Origin of the sequence: Mesorhizobium sp. M0898, assembly GCF_040319695.1 — a bacterium.
In the GTDB taxonomy this organism is placed as follows: Bacteria; Pseudomonadota; Alphaproteobacteria; order Rhizobiales; family Rhizobiaceae; genus Mesorhizobium.
Genome location: NZ_JAMYOE010000017.1, coordinates 34,192 through 50,221, shown reverse-complemented (window position 1 = coordinate 50,221; position 16,030 = coordinate 34,192). Strand labels below are relative to the sequence as shown.

17 protein-coding genes and 1 pseudogene are annotated in these 16,030 nt (G+C 63.1%); 4 read left to right on the top strand and 14 right to left on the bottom strand.

What is annotated here, in order from left to right:
- Nucleotides 1–32 precede the first annotated feature (32 nt).
- The 3 genes from NKH90_RS18685 to NKH90_RS18675 all read right to left on the bottom strand — a co-directional run bounded on the left by NKH90_RS18685 (nt 33) and on the right by NKH90_RS18675 (nt 3,284).
- A complete protein-coding gene (locus NKH90_RS18685) occupies nt 33–1,169 on the bottom strand; it encodes an ABC transporter permease (protein WP_352820341.1) in 1,137 nt (378 codons plus the stop codon).
- Nucleotides 1,166–2,044, bottom strand: coding sequence for an ABC transporter permease (locus NKH90_RS18680; protein WP_352501094.1), 879 nt, complete (start codon nt 2,042–2,044; stop codon nt 1,166–1,168). The genes NKH90_RS18685 and NKH90_RS18680 overlap by 4 nt, the downstream gene beginning before the upstream one ends.
- A 448-nt stretch (nt 2,045–2,492) precedes the next feature.
- Nucleotides 2,493–3,284, bottom strand: coding sequence for an ABC transporter ATP-binding protein (locus NKH90_RS18675; RefSeq protein ID WP_352453396.1), 792 nt, complete (start codon nt 3,282–3,284; stop codon nt 2,493–2,495).
- A 160-nt stretch (nt 3,285–3,444) separates the two neighbouring features.
- On the opposite strand from NKH90_RS18675, the pseudogene NKH90_RS18670 reads away from it, so the two are divergent.
- A pseudogene (locus NKH90_RS18670) lies at nt 3,445–3,848 on the top strand (cupin domain-containing protein).
- 35 nt (nt 3,849–3,883) lie between these two features.
- On the opposite strand, the gene NKH90_RS18665 reads toward NKH90_RS18670, so the two are convergent.
- From NKH90_RS18665 to aptA, 6 genes are all read right to left on the bottom strand, one after another.
- The gene (locus NKH90_RS18665) at nt 3,884–4,225 is read right to left on the bottom strand and encodes a hypothetical protein (protein ID WP_352820340.1); all 342 of its coding nucleotides are present in this window, start codon (nt 4,223–4,225) and stop codon (nt 3,884–3,886) included.
- Nucleotides 4,226–4,254: 29 nt separating this feature from the next.
- Complete coding sequence (hydA, locus tag NKH90_RS18660; RefSeq protein WP_352453398.1) at nt 4,255–5,706, bottom strand: dihydropyrimidinase; 1,452 nt, start codon at nt 5,704–5,706, stop codon at nt 4,255–4,257.
- A gap of 86 nt (nt 5,707–5,792) precedes the next feature.
- Entirely contained in the window at nt 5,793–6,173 is a 381-nt protein-coding gene (locus NKH90_RS18655) for an endonuclease domain-containing protein (protein WP_352820339.1), read from the bottom strand.
- Between the two features lie 316 nt (nt 6,174–6,489).
- Nucleotides 6,490–7,740 carry a Zn-dependent hydrolase gene (locus tag NKH90_RS18650; protein WP_352820338.1) on the bottom strand — a complete coding sequence of 417 codons (1,251 nt, stop codon included), beginning with the start codon at nt 7,738–7,740 and terminating at the stop codon, nt 6,490–6,492.
- Nucleotides 7,741–7,743: 3 nt separating this feature from the next.
- Nucleotides 7,744–8,163, bottom strand: coding sequence for an endonuclease domain-containing protein (locus tag NKH90_RS18645; RefSeq protein ID WP_352503192.1), 420 nt, complete (start codon nt 8,161–8,163; stop codon nt 7,744–7,746).
- 139 nt (nt 8,164–8,302) lie between these two features.
- Complete coding sequence (gene aptA, locus NKH90_RS18640; protein ID WP_352820337.1) at nt 8,303–9,631, bottom strand: omega-aminotransferase AptA; 1,329 nt, start codon at nt 9,629–9,631, stop codon at nt 8,303–8,305.
- Nucleotides 9,632–9,874: 243 nt separating this feature from the next.
- Here aptA and NKH90_RS18635 point away from each other — a divergent pair, with 243 nt between their 5' ends.
- Complete coding sequence (locus tag NKH90_RS18635) at nt 9,875–10,516, top strand: TetR family transcriptional regulator C-terminal domain-containing protein (protein WP_352491100.1); 642 nt, start codon at nt 9,875–9,877, stop codon at nt 10,514–10,516.
- Between the two features lie 101 nt (nt 10,517–10,617).
- On the opposite strand, the gene NKH90_RS18630 is transcribed toward NKH90_RS18635, so the two are convergent.
- Complete coding sequence (locus NKH90_RS18630) at nt 10,618–11,433, bottom strand: helix-turn-helix transcriptional regulator (protein WP_352820382.1); 816 nt, start codon at nt 11,431–11,433, stop codon at nt 10,618–10,620.
- 152 nt (nt 11,434–11,585) lie between these two features.
- On the opposite strand from NKH90_RS18630, the gene NKH90_RS18625 reads away from it, so the two are divergent.
- Complete coding sequence (locus NKH90_RS18625; protein ID WP_352820336.1) at nt 11,586–12,437, top strand: SDR family NAD(P)-dependent oxidoreductase; 852 nt, start codon at nt 11,586–11,588, stop codon at nt 12,435–12,437.
- Nucleotides 12,434–13,156, top strand: a complete 723-nt coding sequence (locus NKH90_RS18620) for an SDR family oxidoreductase (RefSeq protein WP_352820335.1) — start codon at nt 12,434–12,436, stop codon at nt 13,154–13,156. Before NKH90_RS18625 ends, NKH90_RS18620 begins: the two co-directional genes overlap by 4 nt.
- A 30-nt stretch (nt 13,157–13,186) precedes the next feature.
- Here NKH90_RS18620 and NKH90_RS18615 read toward each other — a convergent pair whose 3' ends face one another.
- The 4 genes from NKH90_RS18615 to preA all read right to left on the bottom strand — a co-directional run bounded on the left by NKH90_RS18615 (nt 13,187) and on the right by preA (nt 16,030).
- The gene (locus NKH90_RS18615) at nt 13,187–13,564 is read right to left on the bottom strand and encodes a DoxX family protein (protein ID WP_352683535.1); all 378 of its coding nucleotides are present in this window, start codon (nt 13,562–13,564) and stop codon (nt 13,187–13,189) included.
- Nucleotides 13,565–13,625: 61 nt separating this feature from the next.
- Nucleotides 13,626–14,084 carry a carboxymuconolactone decarboxylase family protein gene (locus tag NKH90_RS18610; protein WP_352683537.1) on the bottom strand — a complete coding sequence of 153 codons (459 nt, stop codon included), beginning with the start codon at nt 14,082–14,084 and terminating at the stop codon, nt 13,626–13,628.
- A gap of 13 nt (nt 14,085–14,097) precedes the next feature.
- On the bottom strand, nt 14,098–14,616 hold the full coding sequence (locus NKH90_RS18605) for an RrF2 family transcriptional regulator (protein WP_352820332.1): 519 nt from the start codon (nt 14,614–14,616) through the stop codon (nt 14,098–14,100).
- 100 nt (nt 14,617–14,716) lie between these two features.
- Nucleotides 14,717–16,030 carry an NAD-dependent dihydropyrimidine dehydrogenase subunit PreA gene (gene preA, locus NKH90_RS18600; protein ID WP_352542429.1) on the bottom strand — a complete coding sequence of 438 codons (1,314 nt, stop codon included), beginning with the start codon at nt 16,028–16,030 and terminating at the stop codon, nt 14,717–14,719.

Here is a 16,030-nt window from a genome sequence, read left to right as displayed (position 1 = left end):
CCTCTGAAGTTAGCGCCCTAAACCCACCGCCCCTATCCACCACGGACAGAGGGATGCCAAAACGTGACTGCTCTCTCGAAAAGAGCGACCACGCCATAAAAGACCGAACCCGCAAGTGCTGCAACTGCGATTTCCGCCCACACCATGTCGATGTTCATCCGCCCGACTTCCGTCGAAATGCGAAATCCCATGCCGACCACCGGCGTGCCGAAGAACTCGGCGACGATGGCGCCGATCAGCGCCAGCGTCGAATTGATCTTCAACGCATTGAAGATGAAGGGTGCCGCCGCCGGCAGCCGCAGCTTGAACAGCGTCTGCCAGTAGCTCGAGGCATAGGTGCGCATCAGGTCGCGCTCCATATGGCCGGAGGCGGCAAGCCCGGCGACGGTGTTCACCAGCATCGGGAAGAAGGTCATGATGATGACCACCGCTGCCTTCGACTGCCAGTCGAAGCCGAACCACATGACCATGATCGGCGCGACGCCGATGATCGGCAGCGCCGACACCATATTGCCGATCGGCAAGAGCCCGCGCCGCAGGAACGGCTCGCGGTCGGCGGCGATGGCAACGAGGAAGCCGGCGCTGCTCCCCACCACATAGCCGAAGATAACAGCCTTGAAGATGGTCTGCCTGACATCGGCCCCCAGCACCGGCAGCGAGCCGACGATGCGTGCACCGATGGCGCTTGGCGGCGGCAACAGGATGAAGGGAATGCCGGCACCACGCGTCACCGCCTCCCAGATGATCAGGATCCAGGCGCCGAAGATGGCCGGAATGATCAGGCGCAGGGCGGTTGACGCCCAGCGCGACGTCGGGCGAAACGACGACAAGACCGTTACGCAGCGCCAGGCCAAAAACCACGCCGCGACGAGCAGCAGATAGAAGGATGCGCGAGCGCTGCCCTCATTGCCGGTTATGCCGGCGAGCAGCATCCACGCTGCGCCATGCGCGCCAAGGAACAGCAACACCACCCCGATCATCGGTGGAAAGTTGTCGGCCTCGATTGCCACGAGCAGCAAAATGAAAATCAAAACCGCAGTTGCCATGCCGTAACCGGGCGTAGCGCTGACGAGCGGCCAAAGAAGCAGCGCGCCGGCAAGCAGGACAAGCGCTGCATACCCCTGCCAGGATCGAGGCGTGATTGAGGAAAGGCTCAGGATGGCGCTCATGCCGGCCTCCCGCCCATGGCGCGGTCGACAAGGCGCCCGGCGATGCCGACGACCATCACCAGCAGCGCCGCGACCACCGACCCGGCAACCAGAGCCGACCAGATGTCGATGGTCTGGCTGTAGTAGGCGCCGGCGAGCAATTTGGCGCCGATGCCGGCGACAGCGCCGGTCGGCAACTCGCCGACGATGGCGCCGACCAGGCTGGCGGCCACCGCCACCTTCATCGAGGTAAACAGGAACGGCACCGAAGCCGGCACCCGCAATTTCCAGAAGGTCTGCGAGGCACTGGCATTATAGGTGTGCATCAGGTCGAGATGGGTAAGCTCGGGCGAGCGCAGTCCCTTCACCATGCCGACTGCCACCGGAAAGAACGACAGATAGGTCGAGATCAGCGCCTTCGGGATAAGCCCGGTGATGCCGATCGCCGCCAGCACGACGATGATCATCGGCGCCACCGCCAGGATCGGAATGGTCTGCGAGGCGATGATCCACGGCATCAGACTGCGGTCGAGCGTCGCCACATGCACGATGCCGACGGCGATGACGATGCCGAGCGCCGTGCCGAAAGCAAAGCCGAGCAGCGTCGACGACAGCGTCACCCAGGCATTGTAGACAAGGCTGCGGTTCGAGGTGATGCTGCGCAGAAAGGTGTTTTCGAAAAAATTCACCGCCACCTGATGCGGCGCCGGCAGCGTCGGCTTCGGCTGCGCCAGCGTCTTGCCGATGAATTCCACAATACCCGGTGTCTGATTGGCGCGGCGGTCGAGATCGCGCTGGAACGGCGTGTTGAGGATGACGGCCATGACGTACCAGACGACGACAACGCCCAGGAGGATCGAGGTCACCGGAACGATCTTGTCGCGAAACGAGTCCATCTAGCAGGCCTCGCCGGGTAAGCGCCCTCCTCTCCCCAACGGGGAGAGGGTGACTGGAGCGAAGCGGAGGCCGGGTGAGGGTGACCGCGCTTTTGTCATCCTAGGGCGGAACCGCCGCGAAGCGGCGTGCGTATCGGGAGCGCCCCACCACGCTTTCGTCATCCTAGGGCGAAGCAAGGAGCGAAGCGACGCGGCGCAGACCCTAGGATCCATGCCATTATCTTCCCGCTCCGCAACGGTGCTGAAAATGGCTCCCTCCGCACCGCTCTGCGTAACGCTTATTCTCGACCGCTTGCGCGTTTCGCCCGACATCACGGCATGGATCCTAGGGTCTGCGCACGCCGCTTCGCGGCGGCTCCGCCCTAGGATGACGAAAGCACGGTTAGCGCGTCCCTCGCGAGGGCGATGCACCTCCTGCGTCGAACGCGCAAGCCCGTCGCGCGCGCCCTCAATCATCATAGCTGTGCCCTGCCCTCAGCCCGTCGCGCACGCGTGCCGCGATGGCCAGGAACTCCGGCGTCTCGCGGATATCGAGCGGTCGCTTTTTCGGCAGCGTCGATTCTATGACGTCGCTGACACGCCCCGGGCGCGGCGACATGACGACGATGCGCGTCGACAGATAGACCGCCTCAGGGATCGAATGGGTGACGAAGCAGATAGTCTTGTTGGTGCGCTCCCAAAGCTCCAGCAGCTGTTCGTTGAGGTGATCGCGCACGATCTCGTCCAGCGCGCCGAACGGCTCGTCCATCAACAAAAGATCGGCGTCGAAGGCGAGCGCCCGCGCGATCGAGGCGCGCTGCTGCATGCCCCCCGAAAGCTGCCAGGGGTATTTCTTCTCGAAGCCGCTGAGGTTGACAAGGTCGAGGGTGCGCTTGATGCGCGCCGCCTGCTCCGCCCTGGACAGGCCCATGATCTCCAGCGGCAGTGCCACATTGCGCTCGATCGTGCGCCACGGATAAAGTGCGGCCGCCTGGAAGACATAGCCATAGGCGCGGCTCTGGCGCGCCTGCTCGGGCGTCATGCCGTTGACGGAGATGGCTCCCGATGTCGGCTTCTCCAGATCGGCGATGACGCGCAGCAAGGTCGTCTTGCCGCAGCCGGAGGGCCCGATGAAGGACACGAATTCCCCCTTGCCGATCGTCAGGTCGACATTCGACAGCGCCTGCACCGGACCATCATTGGTCTGGAAGGTCAGGCCAAGCTTGCTTGCCGAAACAACGGCTGGCGATACTCCCGTCATCGGCCGTAGCCTGTCGCTTCCGGCCACTGCGGCGCCGGCCGGAATCCCATTGATTTTACCCCGATGTTGCTTTCCACTCGCCCAGTCCTACTCGCCCCAGTTTTACGCGCCCCAGTTTTACACGCCCTTGTCCCATCAGATAGACGCCCGGAGTTGCCCGATGTCGCCCAAACCGACTTGCCATCTTATCCGCCCTGAAAGCTCTTATGAAGGCAAGCAGGGCCTGAGTTATTTCGGCGGTATCGCCGCCGAAACAGTCGGCTCGTCCGGCATCTGCATGCATCTGCTGACCATGCCGCCGGGTGCCCGCGCCAAGGCGCATATGCACGAAAACCATGAAACCGCGATCTATGTGCTCTCCGGCGAAGTCCATACCTGGTATGGCGACCGGCTCGAACAGCATATCGTGGTCAAGGCCGGCGATCTTTTCTATATTCCCCCCGGCGTGCCGCATCTGCCGGCCAATCTGAGCGACGGCCCCGCCTCGGCGGTCATTGCCGCACCGATCCCAACGAACAGGAAAGCGTCGTCCTGCTGCCGGAACTGGACGGGTTGGTCGCCTGACGCCGGCATCGAGGCAGCGGTCGTCATCGGCACCGTCACGAACATGATTTCAGCGGCCCTATCTCCTCAAGGCCGGGAATGGTCACGAAGAAACCGTCCCCTCCTCTGTTGATGACCTTGACGACATCCGTCGTCGTGCCCTCCTCGCCCTCGGCGAAACAGCTGGAGCTCAACAACAGGGTGCCAGGCGCCGTCGTCAATCGCTGTGCGAACTGGCAGCCGCTGCCATAGGTTTCGACGCCGTCGGCGGTCAGCACGACATAATCGTCGCTGTCCTGATAACCGAGCCGTACACCAGCGCAACCGACCTCATTGCCAAAGGAGCCGGCAAGGACGTCAGCCGCCGCCGGCCCGGCGGCAAGGATCACCGCGGCCATCGAGATAATCGCTCCGTGGCTCGCCAAGCTCAAACGCCCGTCGCCGGGATGCCCGTCCGTTCCACCTTGCGCGGCGCGGAAATCTCCTTCCACGTCGACAGCGCCCGGTTGACCGCCGCGTTCGGCTCGCGAGCGACGAACTCGCCATGGCCGGGCTTCGCCTTGACCTCGTTTTCCTCGATCGACAGTTCGCCGCGCGAGAAGACGAAGCGCGGCAGGCCGGTTACCTCAAAACCTTCGAAGACATTGTAGTCGATCACCGACTGCTGCTTCTTGGCCGTGATCTTCTTCTTGCGCTTCGGGTCCCATACGAGGATGTCGGCGTCCGCCCCTTCGACGATGGCGCCCTTCTTCGGGTACATGTTGAGGATCTTGGCGATGTTGGTCGAGGTCACCGCGACGAACTCGTTCATCGTCAGCCGGCCGGTCTTGACGCCGGTCGTCCACAGCACCGGCAAACGATCCTCGAGCCCGCCCGTGCCGTTCGGGATCTTGGTGAAGTCGCCGACGCCGTTGCGCTTCTGTTTGGTGGTGAAGGCACAATGGTCGGTCGCCACCACTTGCAGCGACCCGGCCTGCAGGCCGGCCCACAGCGAATCCTGGTGCAGTTTGTTGCGGAAGGGCGGGCTCATCACCCGGCGCGCCGCATGGTCCCAGTCCTTGTTGAAATATTCGCTCTCGTCCAGCGTCAGGTGCTGGATCAGCGGCTCGCCGAATACCCGCATGCCTTTCTGGCGCGCCCGGCGGATGGCTTCGTGCGCCTGCTCGCAGGAGACATGCACGACATAGAGCGGCACACCGGCCATGTCGGCGATCATGATGGCGCGGTTGGTCGCCTCGCCTTCGACTTCAGGCGGGCGCGAATAGGCGTGTCCCTCCGGGCCGCTGTTGCCCGCCGCCAGCAGCTTCTGCGACAGCGCCGCCACCACGTCGCCATTCTCGGCATGGACCAGCGGCAGCGCGCCAAGATCGGCACAGCGCTGGAACGACGAATAGAGCTCGTCGTCATCGACCATCAGCGCGCCCTTGTAGGCCATGAAATGCTTGAACGAGGTAATGCCCCTGTCGGCGACGGTGGCCATCTCGTCGAACACCTGCTTGCCCCACCAGGTGATCGCCATGTGGAAGGAATAGTCGCAGGACGCCTTCGAAGTCTTGTTGTCCCACATCTGCAGGGCCTCGAGCAGCGATTGCTGCGGCGCCGGCAGGCAGAAATCGACGACCATCGTCGTCCCGCCGGCAAGGGCCGCGCGGGTGCCGGATTCAAAGTCATCGGCCGAATAGGTGCCCATGAACGGCATTTCGAGATGGGTATGCGGGTCGATGCCGCCCGGCATCACATAGCAGCCGCTGGCGTCGAACTCATGGTCGCCATGCAGATCCGGCCCGATGCCGATGATCTTGCCGTGCTTGAACAGCACATCGGCCTTCCACGTCCGGTCGGCGGTGACGATGGTGCCATTCTTGATGACTTTGGACATTTTCTTGTTCCCTTATTCTCTTCGCGCTTCTTGTGAGCGCCTTGCTTGATCAGGTCGGTTCAGCGTCGAGGAACCCTGAACGGCCTCTACATGACTCCAACTTCCCGCAATATCTCCTCGACGCAACCATCGAAGAAATTTGCCAAGTCTCCAGTCGAAAACCTGAGCACACGATAGCCCTGTCGGCCAAACCATGCATCACGTATGCGGTCCTTCTCCATTTGCTCCGGCATAAAGTGATGCTCTCCATCCACCTCGATGACGAGGTTCTTCTCGTGCAGAACGAAGTCCGCAATATAAGGCCCAATCGGCGCCTGCTTCCTTGCATGTAACCCGTAGAGGCGACGGAACTCCTTCAGCTCGGACCAGCGCTTACGCTCGCCCTCTGTCATGTTCCGGCGCAACATTCTTGCACGTTTGATGGCGGCTGGATCGATCGCGGTCGGTGCCAAGACGAGTACCCCCACCCTCAATTCCTCCCCACAAGGGGGAGGGAGGCTTGGTGCCGCGCTGTCACAGCTGAACCCATCAAAGCTTTCGCCATAGAAAAAGACGTCGGCATTGCTAGTCCCCCTCCCCCTTGTGGCAGGGCAATCGCATTTGGATTCTTACGAAGATGGACCCCCACCCTAACCCTCCCCACAAGGGGGAGGGAACGCTGCCGCATGCCCTTACTTCCCCTTTTGGCGCCGAAAGGCAGGCAATTTGCCGAGGTCAGTGCCAACGGAAGTCTCCCTCCCCCTTGTGGGGAGGGGTTAGGGGTGGGGGTACGGCGCCAACATCTCACCCCACAATCCCCGCCGTGTCCACCACCGCATGGAACAGCACGTCGGCGCCGGCCACTGCCCATTCCTTGGTGATTTCCTCGGCCTCGTTGTGGCTGAGCCCGTCGACACAGGGGCACATCACCATTGCGGTGGGTGCAACGCGGTTGATCCAGCAGGCGTCATGGCCGGCGCCCGAGACGATGTTGCGATGCGTATATCCCAGGCGCTCCGCCGCATCCCGCACAGCCTTGACGCAGCCCGCGTCGAAAGTGACCGGGTCGAAATGGCCGACCTGCTCGATTTGATATTTGATGTCGAGCGCGTCGCAGATCGTGTCGATGCCTTCGCGGATGCGGCCGTCCATGGCGTCCAGCACCTCCTTTTCCGGCGAGCGGATGTCGATGGTGAAGACGGTGCGCCCGGCAATGATGTTGCGCGAGTTCGGATAGACCTCCATATGGCCGACCGCGCCGACGGCGTCGGGTTGGTAGTCCATGGCGATCTCGTGCACCAGTTCGATCACCCGCGCCATGCCGAGCCCGGCATTGCGCCGCTTCGGCATCGGCGTCGAGCCGGTGTGCGCCTCCTTGCCGGTCAGCGTCACCTGCAGCCATTTCAAACCTTGCCCATGGGTGACGACACCGATGTCGATGCCCTCGTCCTCGAGGATCGGGCCCTGCTCGATATGCAATTCGAAGAAGGCGTGGATCTTGCGCTCACCGACTTTCTCGGTGCCCTTCCAGCCGATCCGTTCGAGCTCCTCGCCGAATTTCTTGCCGTCCTTGTCGACATGTGAATAGACGTCGGCCTGGTCGAGCACGCCGGCGAACACCCCGGACGCCATCATCGCCGGCGCAAAGCGGGCGCCTTCCTCGTTGGTCCAGTTGGTGACGACGATCGGGTGCTTGGTCTTGATACCGAGATCGTTGAGCGAGCGCACGACCTCCAGGCCGCCGAGCACGCCGAGCACGCCGTCATACTTGCCGCCGGTCGGCTGGGTGTCGAGATGGCTGCCGACATAGACCGGCGGCAGGCTGGGGTCGGTGCCTTCGCGACGGGCAAACATCGTACCCATCTCGTCGACGCCCATTTCGAGCCCCGCCTCATCGCACCAGCGCTTGAACAGATGCCGCCCTTCGCCGTCCTCGTCAGTAACAGTCTGGCGATTATTGCCGCCGGCAATGCCGGGGCCGATCTTCGCCATCTCCATTATCGAATCCCACAAACGGTCTGAATTGATCCGCAGATTCTCGCCGGGGGCGGCCATATTCTAAAACCTCATCGGTTGTGGCACGCCAGCGTCCCCCTCCCCCTCGAGGGGAGGGTGGCCGCGAAGCGGTCGGGTGGGGTCGGCTGACATGCGCGCGACCTTCTCCTTGACCACCTGTGCGACATGCCAAGCGCTGTTTATGACATCGGGCTCATCGACGCGAAAGATATCGAACCCGAGCGATCGCAGATAGGCATCACGGACGGCGTCGTGCCGTTTGCCCTTCTCCTGTTCGTGCAGATCACCATCGATTTCAACGACCAGCTTTACCGCAAGGCAAGCAAAGTCGACGATATAAGGCCCGATCGGACACTGGCGGCGGAATTTCATCCCGGCCGATTTCAATTCGCGCAGTTCATACCAAAGCAGCGATTCGCCTTTGGTCGCATGAACTCGAAGCGCGCGCGCCTTCTGGCGCATTTCGAAGCTCACGCGGGTCCGGGGCATCACAGGCACCTATGCGGCCGAAGGTCAGGCTGGCGCGCTGCCGCGCCGACCCCACCCGGCCGCTTCGCGGCCACCCTCCCCTCAAGGGGAAGGGAAAGCTGCAGCGCGTTCCTCAATCCACCGCCCTCAGCACTTCGCGCACGTGGTCGATCAATTCGTTGATCTGGCCCTTGGTGATGATCAGCGGTGGCGACAGCGCGATGATGTCGCCGGTGGTGCGGATCAATGCACCGCGCTCGAACGCCTTGACGAAAGCCGAGAAGGCCCGCTTCGTCGGCTGGCCGGCGATCGGCGCCAGCTCGATCGCGCCGATCAGGCCGATGTTTCTGATATCGATGACGTTCGGCTCGCCTTTCAGCGAGTGCAGCGCGTCCTCCCAGTACGGCGCCAGTTCCTCGCCGCGGGTCAGCAGCCCCTCTTCCCTGTAGGTGTCGAGCGTGCCCAACGCCGCCGCGCAGGCGATCGGATTGCCCGAATAGGTGTAGCCGTGGAAGAACTCGATCATGTGCTCGGGTCCGGTCATGAAGGCGTCGTGGATTTCCTTTTTCACGAACACCGCGCCCATCGGAATGACGCCGTTGGAGACGCCCTTCGCCGTGGTCATGATATCCGGCGTGACACCGAAATAGTCGGCCGCAAACGGCGTGCCGAGACGGCCGAAACCGGTGATGACTTCGTCGAAGATCAGCAAGATGCCGTGCTTGGTGCAGATCTCGCGCAGCCTCTCGAGATAGCCCTTCGGCGGCAGGATGACGCCGGTGGAACCGGCCACCGGCTCGACGATGACGGCGGCAATGGTCGAGGCGTCGTGCAGCGCGACGATGCGCTCCAGCTCGTTGGCCAGTTCCGCGCCATGCTCGGGCACGCCCCTGGTGAAGGAGTTCTTTTCCGGCAGATGCGTGTGTGGCATGTGATCGACGCCGCCGAGCAGCGTGCCGAACATCTTGCGGTTGGTGACAATGCCGCCGACGGAGATGCCGCCGAAATTGACGCCGTGATAGCCGCGTTCGCGGCCGATCAGGCGGGTACGCGAGCCCTCGCCTTTTACGCGGTGATAGGCGATCGCCATCTTCAGCGCGGTCTCGACCGATTCCGAGCCGGAATTCGTGAAGAACACATGGTCCATGCCCTTCGGCGCGATGTCGACCAGCCGGTTCGCCAGCTCGAACACGATCGGATGGCCCATCTGGAACGCCGGCGCATAGTCGAGCTCGGCCGCCTGGCTCTGGATCGCCTCGGTGATCTTCGGGCGGCAGTGGCCGGCATTGACGCACCACAGGCCGGCAGTGCCGTCGAGAACCTTGCGCCCGTCGCTGGTCGTGTAATGCATGTCCTTGGCCGACACCATCATGCGCGGCGCCTGCTTGAACTGCCGGTTTGCCGTGAACGGCATCCAGAATGCGCTGAGATCGTTCGGCGTGACTTTCAGCCGGTTGGACATGACCAAGACTTCCCCTTGTAACCTGTTTCGGTGCGGCTAACGCTTGGTCTTACCAACGCTTGGTCTTCGCGACGTTTTCGTGCTACGCAAATTTTTGACCGGTTGGACAAACGTTAGCACCGCCTTATCAGCGGTCAAGGGATTACTAGCGGAAATGCGGCTTTCGAAGTGCGCTCCACAGGGCGAGGAAAAACTGGTCCAGAGAATTGGTCCAGACACTCCTCGCGGCGAAAGTTTTTCGGGGTGACGGGGGCGGTCGAAAGCTCCGCTCCTCGCCGCACCCGCATCCAGCTGGAAAAGCGCGAGCTCATCCTCGAGGCGGCGCTCGAAGTCTTCTCGACCAACGGTTTTCGCGGCTCGACCATCGACCAGATCGCTGAAGCCGCCGGCATGTCGAAGCCGAACCTGCTCTATTATTTCCGCCGCAAGGAGGACATCCACAAGACGCTGATGCAGCGGCTTCTCGACACCTGGCTGGCGCCGCTGCGCGAACTCGACGATATCGGCGACCCCTTGACCGAACTGCGCAGCTACATCAGGCGCAAGCTCGAAATGGCGCGCGATTTCCCGCGCGAGAGCCGCCTGTTCGCCAACGAGATCCTGCAGGGCGCGCCGCGCATCATGCCGATGCTGGAAGGCGAGTTGAAGACGCTGGTCGACGAGAAAGCCAACGTCATCAAGGGCTGGATGCGCGCCGGCAAGATTGCCCGCACCGACCCCTGGCACCTGATCTTCTCGATCTGGGCGACGACCCAGCATTATGCCGATTTCGACGTCCAGGTCCGCGCCGTGCTCGGCCCCGACCGCGGCGGCGACGGCCGCTTCGAGGATGCCGCAAGGTTTCTCGAGCAACTGTTCATCGACGGGCTGAAGCCGAAGGGCTGAGGCAGCTCGGCTGTCGCAAACCTCCCCCATTGCTTCGTCATCCTGGGGCGCAGCAAGGAGCGGAGCGACGCAGCGCAGACCCTAGGATGACGAAGCTGGGTTCACGCGCTGCGCCGCTCGGCCGGCCGCGCATCGAGCAGCTTCTGCAGCTTGGCGATCGAGTTCTGCTCGGCGAGCGGCGTGTAGACGATCAGTTTCATGTCGGAGCCGTCGTCGATCGACAGGCTCATATGCTCGAACGCCATGGCACCCGCTATCGGATGCCTGACATGCTTTACACCCGATAGGTTACGGGCCACGTCGCGTAGCGGCCACCAGGCGCGAAACTCCGGGCTCGAGCGCGTCATCAGCGCGATCAGCCGCTCGAAATCCGGATCGCCGACATATCTGGCGCTTTCTGCCCGGAATGACGCCAGCACGGCACGTGCCAGTTCCTCCCAATCAACGAGCAGGCGCCGATGCTGCGGGCTGGTGAAAACCATATGGACGATGTTGCGGGCATCGCCCTCCAGCAGGCCATAGTCGCCGAACACGGCTGCCGCAGCAGAATTCCAGGCCAGCACGTCCCAGCGCCGCCCAAGGACATAGGCCGGCTGCAGGACCAGGCTCTGCAGCATGTGCAGCAACGGGCTATCGACTTTTTCCGGCGCGTCGACGCGACGCTCCGGCTGCGGGCGGCCGGCAAGAATGAACAGATGCCGTTGCTCGGCCGTGTCCAGGCGCAGCGCCCGGCTGAGCGCCGTCAGCACCTCCACCGACGGCCGAACGTCGCGGCCCTGCTCCAGCCAGGTGTACCAGGTCGTGCCGACGCCGGCGATCATCGCCACCTCCTCGCGCCGCAGCCCGGGCGTGCGCCGGCGCAGGCCGGTCGAAATGCCGGTGGCCGAAGGCGTCAGCCTTTCGCGCCGCGAGCGCAGAAAGGCGCCAAGCTCGCGGCGGCGGCGGAGTGTGTCGGTGAATCCATCGGTGCTATTATAGCAGTATCGATACCAGGATAAAGTTTGAACTGTTTGGCAAGTGGCCGGTGCCCCATCTTTCCGTTCAGAGCGATGACATGGAGGCTCTGAACATGGAACTGAAAGACAAGACAATCCTCATCACAGGATCGACCGACGGCGTCGGCCGCGTCGTCGCGCAAAGGCTCGGCGCCGGCGGTGCCCGTATCCTGGTGCATGGCCGCGACGCGACTAGGGGCAAGGCGACCGTGGCCGAAATCGAAGCCGCCGGCGGCAAGGCCGAGCTGCTGGTCGCCGACCTCTCCTCCCTGGCGGAAGTCCGCCGCCTCGCCGAGGCGGTGCGCGCAAGGACCAAGCGGCTCGATATCCTTATCAACAATGCCGGCGTCGGCACAGCCGGCCCCAACTCCAAACGACAGGTTAGCGCCGACGGCTACGAGTTGCGCTTTGCCGTCAATTATCTCGCCGGCTTCCTGCTCACCATGGAGCTGCTGCCGCTGCTCAAGTCCAGCGCGCCGTCGCGCATCGTCAATGTCGCCTCGGCCGGCCAGCAGGCGATCGACTTCGACGACGTCATGCTGACCCGCTCCTATGACGGCGTCCGTGCCTACTGCCAGAGCAAGCTGGCGCAGATCATGTTCACCATCGACCTGGCGGAGCAGCTGCACGGCACCAATGTGACCGTCAACAGCCTGCATCCGGCAAGCTACATGAACACCACGATGGTGCGGCAGGCGGGCATCACGCCGTGGAGCTCGGTCGAAACCGGCGCCGAAGCCATCATCAACCTCGCCACGTCGCCGGCACTCGAAGGGCGAAGCGGCCTCTATTTCGACGGCCAGAGAGAATCCCGTGCCGATGCGCAAGCCTATGACGTGAAGGCGAGGCAGCAGTTGCGCGAATTGAGTCTCGGCCTTGTCGGGCTCGCACCCGTTTCCGCAACATCGAAGAAAGAAAATTCATGACCGAGAAAACGCAGCACGCCGTGATCGTCGGCGGCTCCTCCGGCATCGGCCTCGCCACCGCGAAAAAGCTGCTTGGCCCGGGCATAAAGGTGACGATCACCGGGCGCAACCGGGAAAGGCTCGACAATGCATGGCAAAGCCTTGGCGGCGCGGTCGAAAAAGCTGCCTTCGATGCCGCGAAGCCGGACGAGGTTCGCCGGTTCTTCAACGATCTCGGCCCTTTCGATCACCTGGTGCTGGCCGCCAGCGGCGGCAAGGGGCTCGGTCCGTTCGAAACACTTGACCTGACCGACATCGGCGGCGGCGTCGACGAGAAGGTCCGGCCACAGCTCTCCTGCCTGCAGGCCGCTTTGCCGACGCTGAACAAGAGCGGCTCGGTGACTTTCATCTCGGCGGTGTCGGCACAATTGTCGGCGCCGGGCGTCGCCGGCATCGCCGCCGTCAACGGCATGCTGCTGACCGTGGTGCCGATCCTGGCGATGGAGCTCAAGCCGTTGCGCGTCAATGTCGTGGCGCCAGGCGTCATCGACACGCCCTGGTGGGACTTTTTGCCCGATGAACAGCGCCATGCAGTGTTTGCCGCGTATGCCGGCAAGACGCCGGTCGGCCGCATCGGCCGCGCCGAGGACGTCGCCGAGGCAATTGCGTTCCTGGTCTCGAACAGCTTCGTCACCGGCCAGATCCTGACCTGCGACGGCGGCTTGCGGTATGCGGCGTGAGCGGCTGCCTCCAAGAGGCATCAGTCGTTGTCAAAGCGACTGCGCGATCAGCGCCAGAAATCCTCCGGCCAGCGCGACGTTGCCGACAAAGCCATTGATGCGGGACGCGCGCTCCGGGCCCTGATGATCCCAGAAGTTATGGAACATCGGCGTGGCGACGATCAGGAACAGGATCAGGCATGCCGCCGCCGGAGCGGTCCAGATGCCCGCGATCACCCGTGCTCCGGCAATGATCTGCAGGACGATCCCCAGCCACAGCACCAGCCGTGCCCGCGGCACGCCGCGCGTCGTCATCAATTGGCTCACCAACGCCGCGTTCTGAATGTTGCGCAGGCCGGCAAAGACAAAGGCGCCGCCAAGCAGCAGGCGGGCGCCGAATAGGATCTCACTATCAAAGTTTGAAAACATCCTGTCGGGTCCTCGGGCAGAAAAGAGGCGCGCGGCGGAAGGCCGCGCGCCTGGTCCATGCTCAAGCGGCCAAGACTGCTGGCATCGGATGGATTGCATGAAACGGAACGCAAAGCCGGTTCCAGGTGTTGATCATGCCGAGCGCAACCGAGAGCTTGACCAGCTCCTGTTCCGAGAAATATTCGAGCGTCCTTGCATAGAGTTCGTCCGACACACCGTTGTCGGCAATCCTGGTCAGCGCGTCGGTCCAGGCCAAGGCCGCGCGTTCGCGCTGTGAAAACAGCGGCGATTCCTTCCAGGCGGAGACGAGATAGAGCCGCTGCTCGCTTTCGCCGTCGCGGCGCGCTTCGCGGCTATGCATCTCGACGCAATACGAGCAGCCGTTGATCTGCGACGCCCTGAGCTTGATCAGATGCAACAGGCTTTTTTCGAGCCCGCATTCGTCGACTGCCTTGTTAAGCGCCGACACCGCCTTCATGATCTCCGGCGCCGCGCCGAAAAATTGCAGCCTCTGTTTCATCGTCTATAGCCTTTCATGCTTGCTTGGTTGAACTTGATTTCTGCGGCCGCCGATGGCGCTCGACGAAGGCGCAGTTCGCGGCGACCGAACGGGGATCGGCATCGGCCGTGTATTCTGCAACGATGTCGGACAGCCGGGCGTCGGCGAGCGCGGCGCGATAGGCACGCTCGGCCTTCAGCATGGCTACGTTGATGCCGCAGGGTTTGACATAGACCGAGGCATCGAGCTTCGCTGGGCCGCGCTGGCGGATTTCGGCGCAGCGGAACGCCGGTTCACGCCCCTCGACGGCCAGCACGATATCGAGCAGCGTTATGCGTTCCGCCGGCCGCGCCAGCCGGTAGCCGCCGGACGGCCCCGGCACTGATTCCAGAATGCCGGACGCAGTCAGCGCGTTGAGATGCTTAAGCAGATAGCTCGGCGACAGCCCGAACGCTTCGGCCATGGCAGCACCTGGCAAGGTCGCGGCGCCATCAATGCCGGCGAGCATCGCGGCGCAGTGGATGGCCGCTTCGACGCCTTCGCCCAGCTTCATTTCGCTCTCCTGTTCATGGATATAGATTATCGTGGATAACTTTTATCCGCAATAGGAAAGTCAAAAAGCGGCGCCATGAACGCCGCTTTTTTTCGCAATGCTATTCCGCCGCCACCTTGGCCATCGGATTGTTCGGATGCGTCGTCCAGTTGGCATAGATCGGCGACACTGGCCTACCAGTGCGCTCATCGATCGCGCCAACCGCCAGTGGCTCCATGGTGATGCAGTTCTCGACCGGGCAGACATTGACGCAGAGATTGCAGCCGACGCATTCGGCCTCGATCACCTCGAAATGCCTGACGCCGTCGACCATGCTGGTGATGGCCTGGTGCGAGGTGTCCTCGCAGGCGATGTGGCAGCGGCCGCATTTGATGCAGGCCTCCTGGTCGATATGCGCCTTTGCGACGTAGTTGAGGTTGAGATACTGCCAGTCGGTGACGTTGGGAGTGGCGCGGCCAATGATGTCGTCGAGCGAGGCATGGCCCTTCTCGTCCATCCAGTTTTCCAGGCCGGCGATCATCTCCTGCACGATCTTGAAGCCATAGGTCATCGCCGCCGTGCACACCTGCACATTGCCGGCGCCAAGCGCCATGAACTCGGCGGCGTCGCGCCAGGTGGTGATGCCGCCGATACCGGAGATCGGCAGGCCCTTCGTTTCCGGGTCGCGCGCGATCTCGGCCACCATGTTCATGGCGATCGGCTTCACCGCCGGGCCGCAATAGCCGCCATGCGAACCCTTGCCGTCAATCGTCGGCTCCGGTGCGAAATTGTCGAGATTGACGCCGGTGATCGAATTGATGGTGTTGATCAGCGACACCGCGTCGGTGCCGCCGGCAAGGGCAGCTCGTGCCGGCTTGCGTATGTCGGTGATGTTGGGCGTCAGCTTGGTGATGACAGGCATGCGGGTGTTGGCCTTGCACCAGCGCACCACCATTTCGATGTATTCCGGCACCTGGCCGACCGCCGCACCCATGCCGCGTTCCGACATGCCATGCGGGCAGCCGAAATTGAGTTCGATGCCGTCAGCGCCGGTCTCCTCGACTACCGGCAGGATCGCCTTCCAGGCATGCTCCTCGCAAGGCACCATCAGCGAGACGACGATCGCCCGGTCGGGCCAGTCCATCTTGACCTGCTTGATCTCGCGCAGATTGACCTGCAGGTCGCGGTCGGTGATCAGCTCGATGTTGTTGAGGCCGAGCAGACGACGGTCGGCGCCCCAGATCGCGCCATAGCGCGGACCGTTGACGTTGACCACCGGCGGGCCCTCTTCGCCGAGCGTCTTCCATACCACGCCGCCCCAGCCCGCCTTGAAGGCGCGAATGACATTATAGGCCTTGTCGGTCGGCGGCGCCGAAGCCAGCCAGAACGGGTTCGGCGACTTGATGCCGACGAAATTGTTGCGGATGTCTGCCAT